Here is a 20,515-nt window from a genome sequence, read left to right on the forward strand (position 1 = left end):
CGGCAGCATGACGTACAGCGGAGTGGTGAAGGTCGGCGGCGGCGCGGACGTGCACGAGCTGACAGCTCTGATGATCTCCAAGGTCGCAGTGGGGCCGATGAACAACAACGCGTACCTGCTGCGCTGCCGGGAGAGCGGCGAACAGCTGCTGATCGACGCGGCCAACGACACCGCGACACTGATGCAGCTGATCGGCGAGGACTCCATCGCGTCCGTCGTCACCACCCACCGCCACGGCGACCACTGGCAGTCCCTGGAAGCCGTGGTCGCGGCGACCGGCGCCCGCACCTATGCGGGGCGGTACGACGCCGAGGGCATCCCCGTCACCACCGATGTCCTCGTGGAGGACGGTGACACGATCCGGGTGGGGCGGGTCGCACTGACCGCCCGCCGGCTGATCGGCCACACCCCGGGTTCCATCGCACTCGTGTACGACGACCCGCACGGCCATCCGCACGTCTTCACCGGCGACTGCCTGTTCCCCGGCGGGGTCGGGAACACCTGGGAGGATCCCGCGGCCTTCGCGAGCCTCCTGCACGATGTCGAGACGAAGCTTTTCGACGAGCTCCCCGACGAGAGCTGGGTCTACCCGGGCCACGGCCACGACACCACACTGGGTGACGAGCGTCCGCACCTCGGGGAGTGGCGCGAGCGCGGCTGGTGATCCCCCGCCGCGCTCGCGGCTGGTGATCCCCCGATCCCAGCCGCGAACCCGCGCCGCCCCCTGCTTTCCGCCCGCTGCTTCCCGCCCGCCGGGGACAGCGCGGGCCGCTGGGCCGTCAGACGTCCACGCTGTCCTTCTTCGCTGCCTCCGCCGCCTCCGCTGCCGCCTGCTTCTTGTTGGCGAGAAGGCTGGTGACAGTGGTGACGATCAGCACGCCGCAGATCACCCCCAGCGAGACCGGGATGGAGATCTCGGGAACGTGCACCCCGGACTCGTGCAGCGCGTGCAGCAGCAGCTTGACGCCGATGAAGCCGAGGATCACCGACAGCCCGTAGCTGAGGTGGACCAGCTTCTTGAGCAGGCCGCCTATCAGGAAGTACAGCTGCCGCAGCCCCATGAGCGCGAAGGCGTTGGCCGTGAAGACGATGTACGGGTCCTGGGTGAGGCCGAAGATCGCGGGGATCGAGTCCATCGCGAACAGCACATCGGTCGTGCCGATGGCGAGCATGACCACCATGAGCGGGGTCATGATCCGCTTGCCGTTCTTCTGAATGAAGAGCTTGGTGCCGTGGTAGCGGTCAGCGACGCCGAAGCGCTGCTCGATGGACTTGAGAAGCCGGTTCTCCTCGAACTCCTCGTCCTCCTCGTCGGAGCGCGCTTCCTTGACGAGCTTCCAGGCGGTGTAGATGAGGAACGCGCCGAACAGGAAGAAGATCCACGAGAAGCTGGCGATGATCGCCGCGCCGGCCGCGATGAAGATCGCACGCAGGACGAGGGCTATCAGTACGCCGATCAGCAGTACCCGTTGCTGGAGCGGGGAGGGCACCGCGAACTTCGCCATGATCAGGATGAAGACGAAGAGGTTGTCCACGCTGAGCGACTTCTCGGTGATGAAGCCCGCGAAGAACTCACCCGACGCCTGGCCGCCCCCGAAGAGCAGCAGGCCCAGACCGAAGAGCGCGGCCAGGGCGATCCAGACCACGGTCCAGATACCGGCTTCCTTGATCGACACATCGTGGGGCTTGCGCCCGATGAAGAAATCGACTGCGATCAGGGCGCCCAGACCAAGAATGGTCAGCACCCACAGGGTCAGAGAAACGTCCACTACGCCTCCGGCGATTGCTACGGCTACTTGATCAGCGTCGTCGCTGCCGGAGGTCTCTTCCACCCGAGCCGGAACACCGGCTTCCGGGTCGACGCCCCGGGTCCCGGACGGGTCCGTATTGACGGGTACGTCGCACTTGGGGAGTACTCCCCTCCGCACCAAGAACAGTACAGGCAATACCAAGAGAAGGTAAAGAGATCGGTAAAGATCAATTCAAAACAGCAGGTCAGTCCGGCAGGCCTCGACGGGCCTCGGCCACGTGACCGAGGACGTGATCCAGCACCCGGCTGCCCGGCGGCGGGAGTGACGGCTCATACGTCCAGGCGTGACCGACCCACGGGTCGGCAAGGTGGTCGTCGGGCACGGGCGTTATACGCAGAAGCGAACGCCACAGCGGATCGAGCACCGGACCGTACCGGCTCGCGTCCTCCCGGTCGGCGACCATCAGCAGATGGACGCCGACGGACGGCCCCTCGTCGGCGAGATAGCGCAGATGCGTGAGCGCACGGTCGTCGAATCCGTGCGGGAAGTCGTTGACGATCAGCAGTTGTTCCGCGGTGTCCAGGTCCGGCGGAAGAGAGTCGGCCGCGCCGCCGCGCACGGCCATCTGCACCAGATCCACCCGCTGGACGAGCCGCCCCAGTACATCGGCCACCGTCCGCGCACCCGCCACCGGCGCCGGGTCGAGCACTCCTGAACCGACCAGCGGGGCAAGCGATCCGGCAGCCGAACCCGCCGGGTCGATGACGTGCACCGCGAACTCACCGGCGGGGTAGACCGCCAGCAGCCGCGCGGCCAGCGCCACCGCGGTGTCCATGGCACGTGTACGCAGCCGGCCCGCGTCCCACTCCACGGCCGGGTCGGATGTGGTGCGAGCGCTGTCGATCCACAGACCGCGCTCCAGTGGCAGCCGTACCAGCATCGGGATGCGCAGCTCGGGCCGTTCCGGAAGGTGCAGATCTCCGACGCGCAGCGCCATCGGGATCTCCATCGGAACGCGGTACCCGTGCCAGACGGGGTTGTCCCAGCGGGCGAAGGCCGGGGGCAGAGCGGGCTCCACGACCTGCGATTCCGCGATGAGCTGGGCGAGGTCACGGTCGAGCACCTCACGCGCCTGGGCTGTCAGCCCGTCACGCTTCTCCTGCGCCTGCCGACGGGCGTCGGCCCCGGCGGGGCCGATACGGCCGCGCGGATCCGAGAGGGCCCGGTCGACCTCCTGCTCCATGCGGGACTCGGCGAAGCCGACCGCACTGCGGTACGCGGCGGTGGTGCGCGCCAGGTCCTCGAACATGCCCCAGACCTGGTTGTACAGGCGCTCCTCCATGGACCAGCCGGTGGCATCTCCCGCGACAGGCGTGGCCGGTTGTCCGGGCGGGGAAGCGGGAGGAGGCGGAGGTGCGGCGCTCCGACGGCGCGGATGCACGTAGTCGACGGGGCCGCTGGGTCCGGTTCCGGCCCCGGCCGTCCGGGGCGGCGGCACCGCCACCGCGCGGGCCGCACCGCCCACGACCGCGGCCTGGATGACACCGGCGAGCTCATGGGCCTGCAACAGCCCCTGGTCGCTGAGCATTTCGGCGAGGCCGCCCGCGTATCCCTGGCCGACGGCACGGACCTTCCAGGCACCGTGTCTGCGGTAGAGCTCCAGGGCAACAACCGCTGACTCGGCGTCGAGACCGGTGACGGTGTAGGTGGCGATCTCCGCGCCGTCGGGACCGGTGACCGCGACGAAAGGTGCGGCGACGGCGGCGAACGAGGCAGGGCCCCCGACGCCGTCGGGCAGCGCGAGCAGGACGTTCACGCGGTGCACGGTGTCCGGCAGCGCCTCCAGGTCGACGGCGAGCCGATGGTCGCTCGCCGCCTGTCCGGAGACTTCGAGGCCGGGCAGCTGCGGCGCCCCGGGGTGGGCGACCCACTCCGCGCCACGGACCTTTCCCTGCTCGTCGCCGAGCGTGGCACCGGCCACGACCGGCTTTCCGGTGGAGACCCGGATCTCCAGTCGGGTCCCGGGCAGGGGGTGGTTCTGCCCCCGCACCAGCTCGGCCGTCATCGCGTGTGTCTCCTCGTCGCTCTGCATTTCTGGTCGCTCTGCACTGCTGATGCCGCGCTGCACTACTGGTCGCGCTGCACTACTGGTCGCGCTGTACTACTGGTCGCGCTGTACTACTGATCGCGCTGTACAGGTCGTCGCACGGACGTCACTTCGCAGCTGCTCAGCCAGGGCTCGGCCGCCGCTCGGACGCCGGACGCGGTTGCCCTGCGGATGCGAGGCAGCTCCCGGCGGCAACGCGCCCCCGGGAGCTGCTCGTAGTACGTGATGGACGTCCCGGTTACAGGTGCGGCAGGATCGTCGGCATCAGGTCCTGGAACGTGCGGCCGTTGGCGGGGGCGCCGATGGCCGTCATCTGCCAGCCCGCGCCCGCGCGGTGCACCTTCGCCATGATCTGGGCGGTGAACTGGCCGCCGCCGTCGAGCGTGTACCGGGCGAGTTCGTCACCGTTGGCCTCGTCGACGATGCGGCAGAAGGCGTTCTGCACCTCCTGGAACGTCTGGCCGGTGAAGGAGTTCACCGTGAAGACGATCTGGTCGATGTGCACCGGGACCCGCGAGAGATCGACGAGGATCGCCTCGTCGTCGCCGCCCTGTCCGGCGCCGCCGACCAGATTGTCCCCGGTGTGCTTCACCGAGCCGTCGTCGCTGACGAGATGACGGAAGAACACGACGTCCACCGGCTGCTTGTCGGCGAACAGCACCGCCGAGGCATCGAGGTCGATCTCACGGGTGCGTGAACCGAACAGCCCGCGGCGCGGTGCCGCCTGCCAGCCGAGTCCCATCCGCACCGCGGTCAGGGTGCCCCCGTTGTTCTTCTGCAGGCTGATGGCCTGCCCCTTGGTCAGGTTGACGCCAGGGCCCTTGGCAAAATTGGCCGTCACGCGCTGTCCCTTCTTCCTGTTTCCCCACGTTTTCCCCGCACCCTACGCAGTGGCGCCGACACCGCAGGAGGGCCGGGGCGTTTTTGTGTCGTTCTTGCAACAACCAGGTCAGGCCAGCCCTCCCTCCTTCATCTGGCGCAACTCCTTCTTCAGCTCGCCGACTTCGTCACGGAGCCGGGCGGCCACCTCGAACTGCAGATCCGCCGCCGCGGCCCGCATCCGCTCGGTCATCTCCTCGATGATCCCCGCGAGTTCGGCCGCGGGACGATCGGTGGGAACCGTCCTCGCGCCCTTGGCGCCCTTGCCCGCTCCGCCGCCCAGCGCGGGCACCGGAGCCTTCGCCTGCTTCCCGTCCTTCGTCTGGCGGTAGCCGGTGCCGAGCAGTTCCTCGGTGTCGACCTCCTCGCGCGCGATCGTCGCGACGATGTCGTTGATCTTCTTACGCAGGGGCTGCGGGTCGAGACCGCGCTCCTTGTTGTACGCGACCTGCTTCTCCCTGCGCCGGTTGGTCTCCTCGATGGCCTTCTCCATCGCCGGAGTGATCCGGTCCGCGTACATGTGGACCTGCCCGGAGACGTTGCGCGCCGCCCGGCCGATCGTCTGGATCAGTGAGGTCCCCGACCGCAGGAAGCCCTCCTTGTCCGCGTCGAGGATGGCGACCAGCGACACCTCGGGGAGGTCGAGTCCTTCACGCAGAAGGTTGATGCCGACCAGTACGTCGTACTCACCGGCCCGCAGCTCGCGCAGCAGCTCGATACGGCGCAGCGTGTCGACATCGCTGTGCAGATAGCGGACCTGGATGCCCAGGTCGAGGAAGTAGTCGGTGAGGTCCTCGGCCATCTTCTTGGTGAGCGTGGTCACCAAGACGCGCTCGTCCTTCTCCGTGCGCATACGGATCTCGTGCACGAGGTCGTCGATCTGGCCCTCGGTGGGCTTGACGACGACCTCGGGGTCGACGAGTCCGGTGGGGCGGATGATCTGCTCCACGAAGCCGTCGCCCCGCGAGAGTTCGTACTTCCCCGGGGTGGCGGACAGGTAGACGGTCTGGCCGATCCGCTGCTGGAATTCCTCCCACTTCAGCGGTCTGTTGTCCATCGCGGACGGAAGCCGGAAGCCGTGGTCGACGAGTGTGCGCTTGCGGGAGGCGTCGCCCTCGTACATCGCGCCGATCTGCGGAACGGTGACATGCGATTCGTCGAGAACGAGCAGGAAGTCCTCGGGGAAGTAGTCGATGAGCGTGTTGGGCGCGGTTCCGGGCTCACGGCCGTCGAAGTGCATCGAGTAGTTCTCGACGCCGGAGCAGCTGCCGATCTGGCGCAGCATCTCCAGGTCATAGGTGGTGCGCATGCGCAGCCGCTGGGACTCCAGCATCTTGCCCTGTCTGTCCAGCTCCGCGAGCCGCCCCTCCAGCTCCTTCTCGATGCCGTTGACCGCCTTCTCCATGCGTTCCGGGCCCGCCACGTAGTGGGTGGCCGGGAAGATGTAGAGGGATTCGTCCTCGCTGATGATCTCGCCGGTGAGCGGGTGCAGCGTGGAGAGCGCCTCGATCTCGTCGCCAAACATCTCGATCCGGACCGCGAGCTCCTCGTACACCGGGAAGATCTCGATGGTGTCGCCGCGCACACGGAAGGTGCCGCGGGTGAAGGCCACGTCGTTGCGCGTGTACTGGATGTCGACGAAGCGGCGCAGCAGCTCGTCGCGGTCCAGCTCGTCGCCCACCTTGAGCGACACCATCCGGTCGACGTACTCCTGGGGCGTACCGAGGCCGTAGATGCAGGAGACCGAGGCGACCACGATCACATCGCGCCGGGTCAGCAGCGAGTTCGTCGCGGAGTGGCGCAGCCGCTCGACCTCCTCGTTGATCGAGGAGTCCTTCTCGATGTACGTATCGGACTGCGGGACGTACGCCTCGGGCTGGTAGTAGTCGTAGTACGAGACGAAGTACTCGACGGCGTTGTTGGGGAGCAGCTCACGGAATTCGTTGGCCAGCTGGGCGGCGAGCGTCTTGTTCGGCGCCATCACCAGAGTGGGGCGCTGGAGCTTCTCGATCATCCAGGCAGTGGTCGCCGACTTGCCGGTACCGGTCGCGCCGAGCAGGACAACATCCTTCTCACCTGCACGAATGCGCTTTTCCAGCTCTGCGATGGCCGTCGGCTGGTCGCCGCTGGGCTGGTAGGGACTGACGACCTCGAAAGGCGCCACCGTGCGTTCGATCTTGGAAACGGGCCGCATGCAACCACCGTACGACCCACCACTGACAACCGCGGCCGACCGCCGCCCGGCGGCACTGTCGGTGGGCCGCCGTACGGTGGAGGCGTGAACAGCGACCGGCAGATCATCGAGTGGACCGCAGTCGGCAGCGACATCGGGCCACTGCTGCTCGCTGCGACCGGGAGGGGCCTGCTGAGCGTCGTCTTCCATGCCGACGCAGCGGTGCGGAAGAGAGCCCTTGAGCAGCTTGCCGCGCGATGCGGGACCGCACCGGTCGAGGCGCCGGATTCGGTACGGCTGGCCGGACCCGTGCGTCAGCTGGCGGCCTATTTCGCGGGTGATCTGCAGGAATTCGACCTGCCGCTGGACTGGACGCTGACCTCCGGGTTCAACCGGCAGGTGCTGCGTGAGCTGGCGACCGGAGTGCCGTACGGCTCGGTCGTCGGGTACGGCGACCTCGCGCACCGGGTGGGCCAACCGGGGGCGGCGCAGGCGGTCGGCGTGGCGATGGGGTCGAATCCACTGCCGGTCGTCGTGCCCTGCCACCGTGTCGTGGAGAGTGATGGAGGGCTGGGCGGATTCGGCGGAGGGCTGGAGACGAAGCGCCGGCTGCTGGCCCTTGAGGGCGTGCTCCCACAACCCCTCTTCTGATTCCGGTGGTTCCGACCTCTGCGGGCCCGCCGGCGGGAGCCCCGGCACCCTGGTGGGAGCCCTGCCTCGAAGCCCCTGGTGGTGGGCTGTCCAAGAGCACCTTTCGCCTGTGCGTAAGGGGTGTCACACTGCGGCGGTGACTACCACTGGAGGCGCCCGATGACCGCCGTCGACAACGAGGCCGACGGCACGGCCGGTATACCGGGCCCGCTCGCCCACCCCGCCGACCTGCCCGCCCTGCGCCGCCGGGTCAATGCCGTGCTCATCGCGAGCCAGATACTCGGCGGGCTCGGCGTCGCGACCGGTGTCGCGCTCGCCGCCGTACTGGCCAAGCAGGTCAGTGGTACCGAGGCCCTGTCCGGGCTCGCTCCGACGGCGACCGTGATCGGCACCGCTCTGCTCTCCGTGCCGCTGGCAGCCCTGATGACCGCCCGCGGACGCCGCCCCGGGCTGGTTCTCGCGTATCTGATCGGTGCGGTCGGTGCGGCTGTCGTCGTGCTGGCCGCCGTCCTCTCCAACTTCCCGCTCCTGCTGGTGGGCATGGCCGGTTTCGGTGCCGCCTCCTCCGCCAATCTGCAGGCCCGCTTCGCCGCCGCCGACCTGGCGGAACCGGAACGCCGCGGCCGGGCCATCTCCACCGTCGTGTGGGCCACCACGATCGGTGCCGTTCTCGGGCCGAACATCGCCGCCCCCGCCGGTCGCAGTGTGACGGGCCTGGGCATTCCCGCGGCGGCGGGCCCGTTCGCCTGGTCGGCCGGGGTGTTCCTGGTGTCGGGGGCGCTCGTCGCCGTACTGCTGCGGCCCGATCCGCTGCTGACGGCGCGCGCCCTGGCCCCGGCCTCGGACCGGTCCCCCGAGGGCCGTTCGCTGCGGGCCGGCGTCGCAGCGGTGGCCGCGTCGCCGCGGGCGCGACTGGCGCTGGTGACCGTCGCGGTGTCGCACACCACGATGGTGTCGATCATGTCGATGACCCCGGTCGCGCTCAGCCACCACGGCGCCGGCATCCAGCTGATCGGGCTGGTCATCTCCGGTCACATCGCGGGGATGTACGCGTTCTCCCCGGTGATGGGGTGGCTCTCGGACCGCATCGGCCGCCTCGCGGTGATCGGTCTGGCGGCCGGACTCCTGGCGTTCGCCGCGCTGCTGGCCGGGACCGCGGGCAGCAGTCACGGACAGACGGCCGCCGGACTCTTCGTGCTCGGCCTCGGCTGGTCGGCGGGGCTGGTGTCCGGTTCGACGCTGCTCACCGATTCCGTGCCACAACCCGCCCGCGCCGCCGTGCAGGGCCTCTCCGACCTGACCATGAACACAGCGGCGGGGGTGGGTGGCGTGGCGGCGGGGCTGATCGTCTCGCGGGCGAGCTACGGCTGGCTGAATGCCGCCGGCGCCTGCCTGCTGCTGCCGCTGGCCGGGCTCGTCCTGCTGACGGTCCGCCGCCGCGCCACCGCGGCCACCGTCAGAGGCTGATGTGGTACGCCTTGCGCAGCGTCTCGTGGACGGTCCAGGTCGTACGGTCGCCCTCGCGCAGCACGCAGGCGTCGCCGGGGCCGATCTCCAGGGTCTGCCCGCCCTCGACCGCGACGCTCGCCCGCCCGCTGACCACCACGAAGAGTTCATTGGCCTCGGTGTCGGTCACCACACCGGGGGTGATCTGCCAGATCCCGCGCAGTTGGGTGCCGTCCGCCGATTCCCAGAGCACCTTGCCCGTGACCTCGGGATTCCCGGAGACGATCTGCGCCGGGTCCAGGGGCTCCGGCTCCAGTTCGGCATCCGGGATGTGCACGGCAAAAGAAGCGGAAGTCTGATCAATTGTTGTCATAGCGCGAAACTTTAGCGACCATGACCGGCTGGAAAAATCCGGTGTCCTCAGGAGCATGCCATCTGGTCTCCACGAACCCCGCCCGCGCCGCGAAACCGGCGGTCTCCCGCTGGGTGAGCGCCCAGTAAGTGGCCCGGCGCGTCCGCGTCACCCAGGTCGGGCCCTCCTCCGGCAGCAGTTGGAAGTGCTCCAGGTCGTAGCGCTCGCCGTCCCGGTGCCAGTGCCACAGCTGGAAGGTGATGGTCCGCCCCTCGGGCCGCTCCCTCACCTGGGGCGGAGTGGAACCGGGCCGCTCGCGGCGCAGTTGGTCGTACGGACGTGTGGACAGCAGAAGCAGCCCGCCGGGCCGCAGCACTCTGCGCATCTCGTCGAGCGCGGCCCGTACGTCGACGGAAGTGAGCAGGTGCGGCAGGGAGTTGTCGGCGCAGACGACGACATCGAAGGAACGGTCCGCGAACGGCAGCGCGCGCATGTCCGCGGCGCCGGCCGTGAACCGGAGTCCACGCGCACGGGCTTCACGCTGGGCCCGCGCCGCCGCGACCGGGCTGAGATCGCTGCCGGTGACCCGGTGTCCGCGCGCCGCCAGGCCCAGCGCCTGCGTGCCGATGCCACAGGCGCAGTCGAGTACGTCGTGGCGGCCCGGCCCGCGCGCCTCGGAGATCAGCGCGTCGAGCGCGTCGCCCTGCCGGGTCACGGCGGCGTCCCAGTCGGCGTAGATCAGGTCGTAATCGGCGGCGAGTTGATCGTAGAAGAGCTGTGTGGGGTCCACCCCCGCACGCTAGCGCGGCCCCTGCTGCGACGGCGAGCAGCTACGGCGACGGCCGACGCGGCCGATTGTCAGTGGTGGCGTCTAGCGTGGAATCACTGAAGATCAGCCGCACCGGCTGGTCCCTGGGGAGGGGTGTGCCATGGCTGCTGCGCAGGTGGGGAAGACGACGTATCTGGAGCTGTCCCAGGAGGGCGGCGGGGCACACAAATTCTACGAAGTGACCGTCACCGGCACGGTGGTAGCCGTGCGGTACGGGCGCATCGGCGCCGACGGGCAGCGCCAGGTCTCGACCTTCCCGACGGTCGAGAAGGCGAAGGCCGCCGCGGCGAAGAAGCTGGGTGAGAAGGTGCGCAAGGGATACGCACCGGCGGTACGGGGCGGGCGCGCACCCCGGTCCGTGACCCGCCGTCAGGTGACCTCGGCTCCTTCCACGGCGCGGGCGACGGCCCCGGTGCTCTGGCGGTTCCGTACCGGCACCTCGGCGTTCGGGATCCATATCGACGAGGACCACTGCTGGGTCGGAAACCAGCACGGCGATGTCTACACGCTGGGCCACGACGGCGAGGTGCTGGCCCGCTTCTCGCTGCCGGACGGCGTCAAGTGCCTGGTCGCGGACGACTTCTGGATCTACGCGGGGTGTGACGACGGCAAGGTGTACGACCTGTCGTCGAAGGTGCCCTTCGCCGCGTACGAAATCGCGGACGACGTGGACATCTTCTGGCTGGACATCCACGAGGGCGTGCTGAACGTGTCCGACCGCAGTGGCGGTCTCACGGTCATCGACCACGAGGACGAGTTCCAGTGGTCCCGCCGCTCCAACGGCAGCAACGCCTGGATGGTGCGAGCCGACGACAGCGCGGTCTATCACGGGCACACGCGCGGTGTGACGGCGTACGCCGCGGACGGCAGCGGCGAGTTGTGGCACACGGACACCTCCGGCGGCGTGCTCTTCGGCTGGCAGGAGGAGACCGCGGTGTACGCGGGAACGGGCCGGCAGGTCGTCGAGCGGCTGTCCAAGGCGACCGGCCGGAGCGAGGCGCGGTACCGGTGCGACGCGGCGGTCTACTCCTGCGCGACCTCCGCCGACGGCGAGTACGTCTTCGCGGGCGACCTCGCCTCCTCGGTCTACTGCTTCGCCGCGGACGGCACCCGGCTGTGGAAGCTGGGGACGGGCGGCGGCTCGGCGCTCTCCATGCAGTACCACGCCGAGAAGCTGTACATCGTCACCACGGACGGCTCGCTGGCCTGCATCGATGCGAGCGAGGCGGCCATCACCGCGGCGCAGGGCGGAAGCGTTCCGGTCGCCTTGGACGTCAAGCAGGCTGCGGCGCTTCCCACGTACACCCCGGCGGCGACCGTGGCCACGGTGAGTGCGATGCCCGCGCCGGGAGCCGGGATAGTCGTGGAGTGCGTGCAGGTCGGCGGACGGCTGCGCGTCCAGGTGGTCTCGGACGGCTACGAACCCTCCTGGCACGTCCAGTTCCCCCGGGCGATACGTCAGGTCGGCGCCCGCTACGTGGTGGACGCGCTGCACTCCTCCTCGGGCGGCTTCTACCGGGTGCGGGGAGAGATAAAGCGCCTGGTCTAGACCCGCCCCCGGGTGGGACCGTTCCAGGCGAGGTGGTCGGGGTGGTCCGCCCGTACGACGACATCGGCGGTCTCCGCAGGATCCACTTCGTCCTCGTACCTCCGGAAGGCCGGCAACGTCCACTGCGTGTCCTGCCCGGTACGGCGCTGAAGCGCTCCCGGCGAGAGCCGCAGGTGCACACTCAGATCGAAGGGAAACCAGTGCCCGAACAGAAACGGCCCCTGCACGATCAACAGCGCACCGTCCGGAAGTTGCTGATACGGGCTGCGGGTGGCCCGATCGGTCACCGGGTCCCACAGATCGGGCAGTACACGACCGCTGCCGCCTGCCTCCAGCGGACCGAAGACCTCCCGCCAGAGCGCACCCGTGTCGAACCAGCCGCTGTAATACGCGTCCGGGTCCCGCTTCCCGTACTCGTACCGCAGGGAGGCCGGGCGTAGAAAGCCCTGTGTGCTGACGAGGTGGACGGACCGGCCGCGTTCCCGTAGCGCCTCGGCCACGGCGGCCGACAGTTCGGCGGTGGGCGCGGCGGGTGCGCCATCGATCGCGATCTTGGGCCAGGGGCCGCCGTCCGCGGCCTTCAGTCCGTCCGCGCGCTGTGCCAGGGCATCGGCCAGCCGTTCCCAGGAGATCGCTTCGAGTCGCACCCCTCCATCATCGCTGAGGTCGCCGACCGGCCATGACCGGTGAGGTCCCGGAGGGATGGCGTACGGTGTGGGTCGCGCGGGGCGAGATCGACACGCAGGCCAGGGGGTTGCGGACCATGGTGATTCGTACTAGGCGGACCATGACCCGAGCCGCGAGCCGCGAGCCGCGAGCCGCGAGCCGCGAGCCGCGAGCCGCGAGCCGCGAGCCGCGAGCCGCGAGCCGCGAGCGGTGGTTGCGTGTTCCGGTCGGTGAAGATCCCGAGCGCTGGCGCACCCTGCCCGGCAAACGCCTCGTGGTCGCCGTGGCCCGCACCGTCACCTCGACCGTTCGGGTCCTGGACGTGCTGCGCCCCGTTCTGCGGGACGACCCGCGCGTCGATGTCGTCTTCGCGTACGACCCGACCTCCGCGTTCAACCACGGAGTCGAGGAGTTGCTGCGGACTGTCGGCGCCCGCGTCATGCCCTGGGGGCAGTTGGCCTCGGCCGAGCCCGATCTGATCGTCACCGCCACCGAGAACGCCCGGCTTCCCGGAGTCTGTCCCGTCCTCGTCCTGCCGCACGGCGTGGGCTTCCACAAGACCGTCCCCGACTCCCGCAGCACCCGCGAACGGCTGGCCGGGTTGGTGCCCGCCGCCCTGCTGCGCAGCGGGCGGGCCCGGCTCGCGGTCTCGCACCCGAGCCAGGCCGCGCAGTTGGCTGCCGCCCACCCCGCGGCGGACGGACTCAGCGTGCTCATCGGGGATCCCTGCTACGACGCGCTGCTCGAAGGCCGGAACCTGCGCGCCAGGTACCGCGACGCCCTGGGCGTGGGCCCTGAGCGACGACTGGTGATGCTGAGCACGACCTGGCGCGAGGAGTCCACCATGGGCTCTCAACCGGGCCTACCGGCCAGGCTGTTGGCGGAGCTGCCGAGGGACGAGTACGCCGTCGCCCTCGTGAGCCACCCCAATGTGCAGGCCGCGCACGGCTCCTACCAGGTGGAGACCGTACTCGCGTCGGCCCGCGGCTCCGGTCTGCTGCGGATCCCGCCCGCAGCAGGCTGGCAGGGAACGCTGTTGGCCGCCGACCTGCTGATCGGCGACCACGGATCCGTGACCTTCTACGGAGCCGCGCTCGGAACCCCGCTGCTGCTCGGCGCGTTCAGTGAGCACGAGGTGGTACCCGGCACACCGATGGCGGAGCTGGGCCAGCTGGCGCCGCGGCTCGTTCAGGACGCACCGTTGCGCGCACAGATCGAGCGCACACTCTCCGAGCACCAGCCGGACCGCTTCCGCAAGCTCGGGGAGAGCGCCTTCGCCGACCCCGGTCACGCGTTGGGGAATCTGCGCACCGTGGTGTACGAACAGCTCCGGCTCGATCCGTGCGAGGGGCCTCCACCGCCCAGGCTGGCTCCCGTACTCCCCGTGCCACAGCCGGACGAGGAGGACACGACCGCGTCCGTCGTCATCACCCGGGTCGTCACCAGCCAGGGCGACAGCCGGGTCGTGGTCGAACGGTTCCCGGCGTCCGTCGCTCACCTCGTCGCCGAACCGGACACCGACCGCACAGACACCGACAGCACGGACAGCGTCTTCCGGTACGTGAGCTGCGGCGACGACGCCCGGGACCAGGGCGTCGCGGAGAGCGCATCCGTCCTGGTGCGCCGTACGGCCGCCCCCACAGCGGTTGCCGCGGCCCGCTGGGCCGAGAACGTCTTCGCCCGCTACCCCGGCGCCCTGCTCGCTGCCTCGTCGCTCGCGGGCGGCTGCTGCCGGGTGCGGCTCACAGACGGCCGTACGGTCGAGGTGTCCACGACCGGCCGGACGACCGACGCCGGGATGTCGGCCTCGGCCGTCTACAGCTGCCTCCGGGCAGGCCTGCCCCTGGCGGGCTTCCTCACCCTCTGCTTCGCCGGGCGCGAGGAGGACGTCACGCTACGACTGCTCCCCTGAAGGGAATTCAGGGGAGGGGAATTCAGCCGAGAGGCGCTCGCGCAGGACAGCCACGCGCGGGCCGCCGCCCTCCTCGTAGATCTCCAGTGCCCGCACCAGGTGGCGCAGACGCTGGTCTCCCGAACAGAGCTCGGCCAGCGCCTCGCGTGCCGGGGCCTCGTAGTGGCGTGCGCCCACGGACCCGAACGCGTGCACGGCTTCCTCCAGCGCGGTGACCGCCTCGTCGTCACGTCCCAGATGGTGGAGCGTGGTCCCGATGGCGCTGCGTGCGCGGGCCGCCATCCGCTCGTCCTTCACCGTCAGCGCGAGGAACCGTCGCCAGGCCTCGTCGAGCGTGTCCAGGGCTGTGGTGTGCCGCCCCGCCGAGTCCTGTGCGCAGCCCAGGAAGTAGAGGCCGATGGCGATACCGCGCGAGTCACCGTCCAGGCGGTAGAACTCCAGCGCCTCCCCGTACGTCTCCACGGCGCGGGAGAGGTCGTGCCGGTCCCAGTAACGACCGTAGAACTCACGCGCGGAGGCCCGCAGCAGCGTGTCACCGCTCTCGTCGGCCCGGACGATCGCGGTCTCCAGCTCCGCGCGGGCACGGTCGTCGTCTCCGCGGTCCAGCAGGGGACGTGACACCAGGGCGCGCAGCCGGGACTCGGCGGCGGGATTCCCGTCCGCGGCGGCAGCCAGCGCGCCGAGCTCGCCGGACTCCGCCCAGTCGTTGAGGTAGCGGCGGTTGAGGTAGAGCGCGGTGAGCGCCTCCGCCAGCTCCCAGGTCCGGCGGTGCAGATTCAGCGCCGCCGCGGCGCGCACGGCTGCGAGGAGTTCGGCGCGGTGTCCGACCAGCCAATTCAGGGCGTCGGCCTTGGTGGAGAACGGCCCAGCGGCACCGTCTAGTCGCCGCGTGTACGCGCCGATGCGCATCCGGCCGCCCATCACGGCCAGGTCCGCGTACCCGGTGAGGGTGAGGAAGTGGTCGATCACGCGCTTCACGGCTGCCGCGCGTTGTTCCCCGGTCTCGTGCTGTTCGGCCTGGCTGCGGGCGTGGAGGCGTACCAAACCGTGGAACCCGTACGGACCGGCGGGTTCGTGTCCCGGTCCGGCCCCCGGCTCCCGCTCCCCGTCGCCGGGCACCGCGACCTCCACCAGACTCGCCTCTTCGAGCGTGTCCAGGAGGCGCTGTGCCTGCCGGGGTGTCAGGTCCGCGAGAGCGGCGGCGGTCTCGGCGTCCCAGTGGTGCCCGGGATAGACGCCGAGGAGCCGGTAGAGGCGGGACGCCTCCGCATCGAGGCCCTCGTACGCAACGGTGAAGACGGCAGCCACAGCGTTTTCTCCTCCCAGGCTCAGGGCATCCAGTCGGCCCTGCTCATCGGCCAGTTCGGCGGCCAGCGCGGACGGAGTGAGTCCTCGGTGCATGGCCAGGCGGGCGCCCGCGACCCGCAGCGCGACAGGTAAGCCGTCGCAGAGGTCGACGATGCGGGCTGCCGCATCCGGATCGGCCGCCACGCGCCCGGCCCCGCACAGGTCCTCCAGGACGCGCAGGCCGTGCGCCGGTTCGAGCGGTCCGAGACGCATCAGCTCCGCGCCGGACATGACCAGCTCGCCGAGCCGTCCACGGCTCGTGGCGATGACGGCACTGCCCGGACCACCGGGGATCAGCGCTCTGAGCTGAGCCGGTTCGGTGACGTCGTCGAGCACCACCAGGACCCGCCGGAGCGCCGTGTGGCTGCGGAAGAGCGCGCACAACTCACCGAGTGTGGGTGGCAGGTATTCGTCCGTGACTCCGAGCGCACGCAGACAACTGGTCACGCCGGTGGAGACATCGGCGCCCGCCTCGCGGCGCAGTTCGGTGAAGTCGACATAGAAGTCACCATCGGGAAACTGCTCGCGCCGGTCCTGGACCCATTGCCGGACCGTGGCCGACTTCCCCATTCCGGGCAATCCGCTGAGCACCGCGACGCGCGCACCGTTGCCGCCCCGGCCGGCCCAGTCGTCGATGTCGCCGAGGACCGCCGTCCGATTGACGAACCCGGGCGACGCCGGGGGGACTTGCCGGGGCACCACAGCCGTCCGGGGCTGCGGCATGTTCACGGTCAGAGCCCCGATCTCTCCTGCCTGAATGACGGGACCGTACGCGGTTCCGTCGAAGTCGTTCCTCACGGACCCTGAATCCATCTTTTCCCCCGCGGCGGCCGACACCATCCGGTGCACACGCTACCCGTGCGGGCATCCGGGCGCCGGTACGATCTGGGCCATGCCGCTGCCCGACCCCAGGAACGTACAAGTGAATTACAGAAGCGGCATACATGGCGATACCGGACACTCTAGAATGAACGATGCGATAGCGGTCAGCGGTCAGCGGTCAGCGGTCAGCGGTCAGCGGTCAGCGGTCAGCGGTCAGCGGATGACAGGCGGCGGGCGACAGGCGGCGGAGCAGAAGTCCGTACTCTTCGCGGCCCGTTCGGCGACCGCCCTGCACCGTCTCCTCGACGTCATCCCGGTCTTCGTGGGTGACGACCGCATCCGCCACCGCCGGTTCACCCTCGTCCCCGGCTCGGAGTTCGACATCGACGCCCTCGCCGCGGTCGAACGCGCCGGCGCCCGAACGATCCCGTGGGCCGAGGCCGTACGCCACCCGCACGACCTGATCGTCGCCGCCAGCCCGAAGGGCGATCTCGACCGTCTCACCGGCCCGCTGGCCCTGCTCCCGCACGGTGCGGGCTTCAACAAGGCGGTTCCGTACGAGGGATCGGCCCGTACGGCGTCCGGTCTCGATCCGGCGATGCTGCTGCGCAACGGCCGGCCGATCGCAGACCTGCACGCCCTCGCCCACCCCAGCCAGGCCGACCGCCTCGCCGTCGGCTGCCCACCGGCCGCAGCTCGCAGCACCGTAGTCGGCGATCCGACCCTGGACCGCATGCTGGTCTCCCTCCCCCGCCGCGGGAGTTACCGCACCACCCTGGGAACCGGTGGCCGCAAGGTGATCGCCCTGACCTCGACCTGGGGCCCCGAGTCCCTGCTGGCCCGGCGTCCCGGTCTGCCCGCGGAGCTGGCCGCCGGACTCCCCCACGACAGCTACCAACTGGCCCTGATCCTGCACCCCAACGAGTACAGCAGGACCAGCGCCTACGACCTCCGCGAGATGCTGGAACCCGCGCTCGCCTCGGGGATGGTGCTGGCCCGTCCGTACGAGGAGTGGGCGACGGTACTCGTCGCCGCCGACGCGGTCATCACCGACCACGGTTCGTCGGCGCTCTACGCGGCGGCGCTGGGCCTGCCCCTGATCGCGGCGTGCGACGGCGGCGACGAGCTCCTCCCCGGCAGTCCGATGGCGGAACTTCTCGCCCAGGCCCGTTTCCTTGCCACACCGGCCGATCTCGAACCGGCGCTGGCCGCCCACTCCCCCAGCGCGGTCCGCGCCCTCGCCGCACCGGCCTTCGCCGAGCAGGGCGCCGCACTTGAGCGCCTGCGCACCGAGCTGTACGCACTGCTCGGCCTCACTCCCCGGGCTGGTGAGCTGGTCGCCCGCCCGTTGCCGGCCCCCGCACCCGCCTCGCACGGTCCGGCAGCCTTCGCCGTACGGACGGAGGTCCACGGGGACCAGATCGACGTCGACCGCCGCCCCGCGCACGCGGATGTCCCGGCCCACCATCTGGCGGCCGAACGGGAACGGGCGGCAGAGCCCCAGACGCAGAGCGCGTCGCTGCTGTTCCGGCGCCGCACCCGGACCGCCGTGCCGCACCCGCACACCGCGGCCCCGACCGCGGCCGGCTGGACCGCCCGCGCACTCGCCGACCACCCCGGACACCGGACGGCAGCGGCCGAACTCACCGCCTCCCGCTGGCTGCTGCGCCGACCGGAGACGCCGTTGCTGCTGCTGCGTATCGAACCGTGCCGCACCGGGGACAGGGTCGTCCGGACCGATCCGGCGGCCGTGCTGTCCGGCGTGCACGCCTGGCTGACGGACAACCCGTACCCCCGCCTCCCCACCACGCTGCACTGCCGGGTCGGGGGCCAGGTCTACCGCGCCCGGCTGGCTCCGGCCACCGACGAGGAAGCAGACCACGAGCTCTGAAACATCGCGCGCGAGGGGAGTGCGTGCAGGCGATCGAACCCGCACCTCAGCCCCCACCTGAACCCCCTCCTGAACCCTTTCATGGAGCCGTTCCTGGAACCCTTCCTGCGGCTCGGACCCAGTCGGCTCAGAACCCGCCTTCCCGTTCGCGGAGCGCGGCAGCCGCCGCACGGTGGGCCGTTGCCGCGTCCGCGTCCCCGGTGTCCGCGGCCAGCGAGGCGAACGCCTCCAGAATCCGCACCTCGTCCCGAACCGAACCGCGTTCCCGCGCTCCACTCAGCGCGGCGGCGTACAGGCCGGCGGCCTCGTCCCGTCGACCGACGCGGTGCAGCACCCGCCCCAGTTCGAAGCCGGTCCGGGCCGCCATCCGCTCACGCTGCTGTTCCCGCGCCATCGCGTGGGCCTGTTCCAACAGCGCCACGGCCCGGTCCAGTTCGCCCATCCCCGCTGCGGCCTGGCCCAGCAGATGGGACTGGAGCAGCACGCCGTACGCATTGCCGATCCCGGTGTGGATGCGCAGCGATGCCTCGAAGTCCGGTGCGGCGCCCGCCCAGTCGCCTTGTACGGAGCGGACCTTGCCCCGGAACTCCAGGGCGGAGGCCAGCAGTTTCGGACGGTCCAGCAACTGGGCCGCGGCTACGGCCGGTTCCACCTCGGCATACGCCTCCTCGTACCGCTCCTGCTCCCACAGGGGGCGGGCCAGCTGGCAGCGCATCCGTACCAGAGCAGCGCTGTGCCCGGCCCGCTGGGCGGCGTCGCGCCCGGTGCGGAATGCCTCGGTCACATCGCCGTAGTGCGCATGGTCGAGGAAGTGGGTCCACAGGGGTTCGCAGAGCGCCCAGGCCGCGTCGTCCATCCCGTGCGCGTACGCGGTGCGGACACAGGCGTACAGAGCGAGCCGCTCTCCCTCCATCCAGTGCAGGGCACGCACCTTGCTCTCCCCGAAGTCCACGTCCGGCGCATCCGCGTCACCGGGCTCCGGCTCCGCGAGCGTCATCCGTGGCCCGGCCGCCAGCGCGTCGGCGCGCTGGGCCTGGCGCAGATACCAGTGGATCACCCGCTGCCGCGCCGCCGCGGCCTCGGCATCCCCGCCGTCCCGGCGTGCGCAGCGCACCGCGTGGGCCCGGAGCAAATCGTGCATCCTGAGCCGGCCGCCCCTTCCGGGGAGCAGCAGGCTGGCCCGCTCCAGCTCCTCCAACGCGTCCTCGGCCGCGTCCGGCCCCGCTCCGAGCAGTGCGGTGACGGCCTCGGGCGCGATGTACGGACCGGGGTGCACCGCGAGCAGCCGGTAGAGGCGGGCAGCCTCACCGCTCAGGTCTCCGTACGCCGCGTTCCATACCGCTTCAACCATCGGGACCCCCCTCTCCGTCAGCTCGTCGGTCAACTGGGCGACGAGCCGCAGGAGTCCGCGCCTGCGGTGTCTGCGCAGCCAGTCACCCGCGACCTCCAGCGCGACCGGAAGTCCGCCACAGACCTGGGCCAGCCTCTCGGCCGCCGCGGTCTCGGTGGTCAGCCGGGGGTCGTCGACGATGCTCCGCAGCAACTGCGCGGCGTGCTCGTTCCCCAGCGGTCCCAGTGGCACCTCCAGGTCGGCGCCGCCCTTGAGGTCGTCCAGCCGCCCCTGGCTGAGGGCGATCACCACGCTGTCCGCCGACACCGGCATCAGCTGTTCCACCTCGAAGCCGACCCGTGCACCGTCGACCACTACGACCATCCGCTTGCCCCGTGTACGCGCCCAGTACTGGCGCTGCCGTCCCGCATACGTCGGCTCCACGCAGTCCGGACGCACCCCCAGTGAGCGCAGCAGCTCTCCCAGGACTTCCGCCATCTCGACACCTCCGCCCCGGCGGTGGTCGTCGAGATCGACGAACCGCACGGCGTCCGGGAAGTCGCCGCCCAGCCGCCGCGCGAGGTGCACTCCGAGTGCGGTCTTCCCGACTCCTCGCACTCCGTGCACCGCGACGACGAGGGGCCGCTCGGCCTCCACGCGTCCCGGTCGTCCGATCCGTCCGATCACCCCGAGCACGGCGTCCCGTTCGCTCTCCCGGTTCACGAAGTGCGCGGCGCCCGGCGGCAGCTGGAACTCGGCGATATCCGGATCCGCATCCGCGCCCGCATGGAAGTGAACCTCCCCCACGCT

15 protein-coding genes are annotated in these 20,515 nt (G+C 70.5%); 6 read left to right on the plus strand and 9 right to left on the minus strand.

The window, feature by feature from the left end; genetic code table 11:
- The first annotated feature begins 7 nt into the window (after positions 1 to 7).
- The gene (locus tag OG709_RS07730) at positions 8 to 664 is read left to right on the plus strand and encodes an MBL fold metallo-hydrolase (protein WP_326695095.1); all 657 of its coding nucleotides are present in this window, start codon (positions 8 to 10) and stop codon (positions 662 to 664) included.
- 115 nt (positions 665 to 779) lie between these two features.
- Here OG709_RS07730 and OG709_RS07735 read toward each other — a convergent pair whose 3' ends face one another.
- The 4 genes from OG709_RS07735 to uvrB all read right to left on the minus strand — a co-directional run bounded on the left by OG709_RS07735 (position 780) and on the right by uvrB (position 6,931).
- Positions 780 to 1,769, minus strand: coding sequence for a TerC/Alx family metal homeostasis membrane protein (locus tag OG709_RS07735; RefSeq protein ID WP_250303823.1), 990 nt, complete (start codon positions 1,767 to 1,769; stop codon positions 780 to 782).
- Positions 1,770 to 1,995: 226 nt separating this feature from the next.
- Positions 1,996 to 3,816 carry a TerD family protein gene (locus OG709_RS07740; RefSeq protein ID WP_266645104.1) on the minus strand — a complete coding sequence of 607 codons (1,821 nt, stop codon included), beginning with the start codon at positions 3,814 to 3,816 and terminating at the stop codon, positions 1,996 to 1,998.
- Positions 3,817 to 4,096: 280 nt separating this feature from the next.
- On the minus strand, positions 4,097 to 4,663 hold the full coding sequence (locus tag OG709_RS07745; protein WP_250303881.1) for a TerD family protein: 567 nt from the start codon (positions 4,661 to 4,663) through the stop codon (positions 4,097 to 4,099).
- Between the two features lie 144 nt (positions 4,664 to 4,807).
- On the minus strand, positions 4,808 to 6,931 hold the full coding sequence (uvrB, locus tag OG709_RS07750; protein WP_250303822.1) for an excinuclease ABC subunit UvrB: 2,124 nt from the start codon (positions 6,929 to 6,931) through the stop codon (positions 4,808 to 4,810).
- A gap of 84 nt (positions 6,932 to 7,015) precedes the next feature.
- Here uvrB and OG709_RS07755 point away from each other — a divergent pair, with 84 nt between their 5' ends.
- Together OG709_RS07755 and OG709_RS07760 are read left to right on the plus strand one after the other, a co-directional pair.
- The gene (locus tag OG709_RS07755) at positions 7,016 to 7,561 is read left to right on the plus strand and encodes a methylated-DNA--[protein]-cysteine S-methyltransferase (RefSeq protein ID WP_266643675.1); all 546 of its coding nucleotides are present in this window, start codon (positions 7,016 to 7,018) and stop codon (positions 7,559 to 7,561) included.
- Positions 7,562 to 7,720: 159 nt separating this feature from the next.
- Positions 7,721 to 9,028, plus strand: a complete 1,308-nt coding sequence (locus OG709_RS07760; RefSeq protein WP_250303820.1) for an MFS transporter — start codon at positions 7,721 to 7,723, stop codon at positions 9,026 to 9,028.
- On the opposite strand, the gene OG709_RS07765 is transcribed toward OG709_RS07760, so the two are convergent.
- Positions 9,018 to 9,380 carry a cupin domain-containing protein gene (locus OG709_RS07765; RefSeq protein WP_250303819.1) on the minus strand — a complete coding sequence of 121 codons (363 nt, stop codon included), beginning with the start codon at positions 9,378 to 9,380 and terminating at the stop codon, positions 9,018 to 9,020. The two genes, OG709_RS07760 and OG709_RS07765, sit on opposite strands and share 11 nt — an antisense overlap.
- Positions 9,367 to 10,149: a class I SAM-dependent methyltransferase gene (locus tag OG709_RS07770; protein WP_266643672.1), complete on the minus strand. Its 783-nt coding sequence runs from the start codon at positions 10,147 to 10,149 to the stop codon at positions 9,367 to 9,369. The genes OG709_RS07765 and OG709_RS07770 overlap by 14 nt, the downstream gene beginning before the upstream one ends.
- Positions 10,150 to 10,288: 139 nt before the next feature.
- Here OG709_RS07770 and OG709_RS07775 point away from each other — a divergent pair, with 139 nt between their 5' ends.
- Positions 10,289 to 11,737 carry a WGR domain-containing protein gene (locus OG709_RS07775; RefSeq protein ID WP_329165368.1) on the plus strand — a complete coding sequence of 483 codons (1,449 nt, stop codon included), beginning with the start codon at positions 10,289 to 10,291 and terminating at the stop codon, positions 11,735 to 11,737.
- Here the strand turns inward: OG709_RS07775 and OG709_RS07780 are convergent.
- The gene (locus OG709_RS07780; RefSeq protein WP_329165370.1) at positions 11,734 to 12,384 is read right to left on the minus strand and encodes a uridine kinase; all 651 of its coding nucleotides are present in this window, start codon (positions 12,382 to 12,384) and stop codon (positions 11,734 to 11,736) included. The two genes, OG709_RS07775 and OG709_RS07780, sit on opposite strands and share 4 nt — an antisense overlap.
- Positions 12,385 to 12,524: 140 nt before the next feature.
- Between OG709_RS07780 and OG709_RS07785 the strand changes: the two genes are divergently transcribed.
- A complete protein-coding gene (locus OG709_RS07785; protein WP_329165372.1) occupies positions 12,525 to 14,315 on the plus strand; it encodes a CDP-glycerol glycerophosphotransferase family protein in 1,791 nt (596 codons plus the stop codon).
- On the opposite strand, the gene OG709_RS07790 is transcribed toward OG709_RS07785, so the two are convergent.
- Complete coding sequence (locus OG709_RS07790; protein WP_326695093.1) at positions 14,298 to 16,460, minus strand: NB-ARC domain-containing protein; 2,163 nt, start codon at positions 16,458 to 16,460, stop codon at positions 14,298 to 14,300. The two genes, OG709_RS07785 and OG709_RS07790, sit on opposite strands and share 18 nt — an antisense overlap.
- 244 nt (positions 16,461 to 16,704) lie before the next feature.
- Between OG709_RS07790 and OG709_RS07795 the strand changes: the two genes are divergently transcribed.
- Entirely contained in the window at positions 16,705 to 18,375 is a 1,671-nt protein-coding gene (locus OG709_RS07795; protein ID WP_443068569.1) for a translation initiation factor 2, read from the plus strand.
- A gap of 127 nt (positions 18,376 to 18,502) precedes the next feature.
- Here OG709_RS07795 and OG709_RS07800 read toward each other — a convergent pair whose 3' ends face one another.
- Positions 18,503 to 20,512 (minus strand): hypothetical protein, encoded by a 2,010-nt coding sequence (locus OG709_RS07800; RefSeq protein WP_329165377.1) that lies wholly within the window; start codon positions 20,510 to 20,512, stop codon positions 18,503 to 18,505.
- Between the last annotated feature and the right edge of the window lie 3 nt (positions 20,513 to 20,515).

It is taken from the genome of Streptomyces sp. NBC_01267 (assembly GCF_036241575.1).
Classification (GTDB): domain Bacteria; phylum Actinomycetota; class Actinomycetes; order Streptomycetales; family Streptomycetaceae; genus Streptomyces.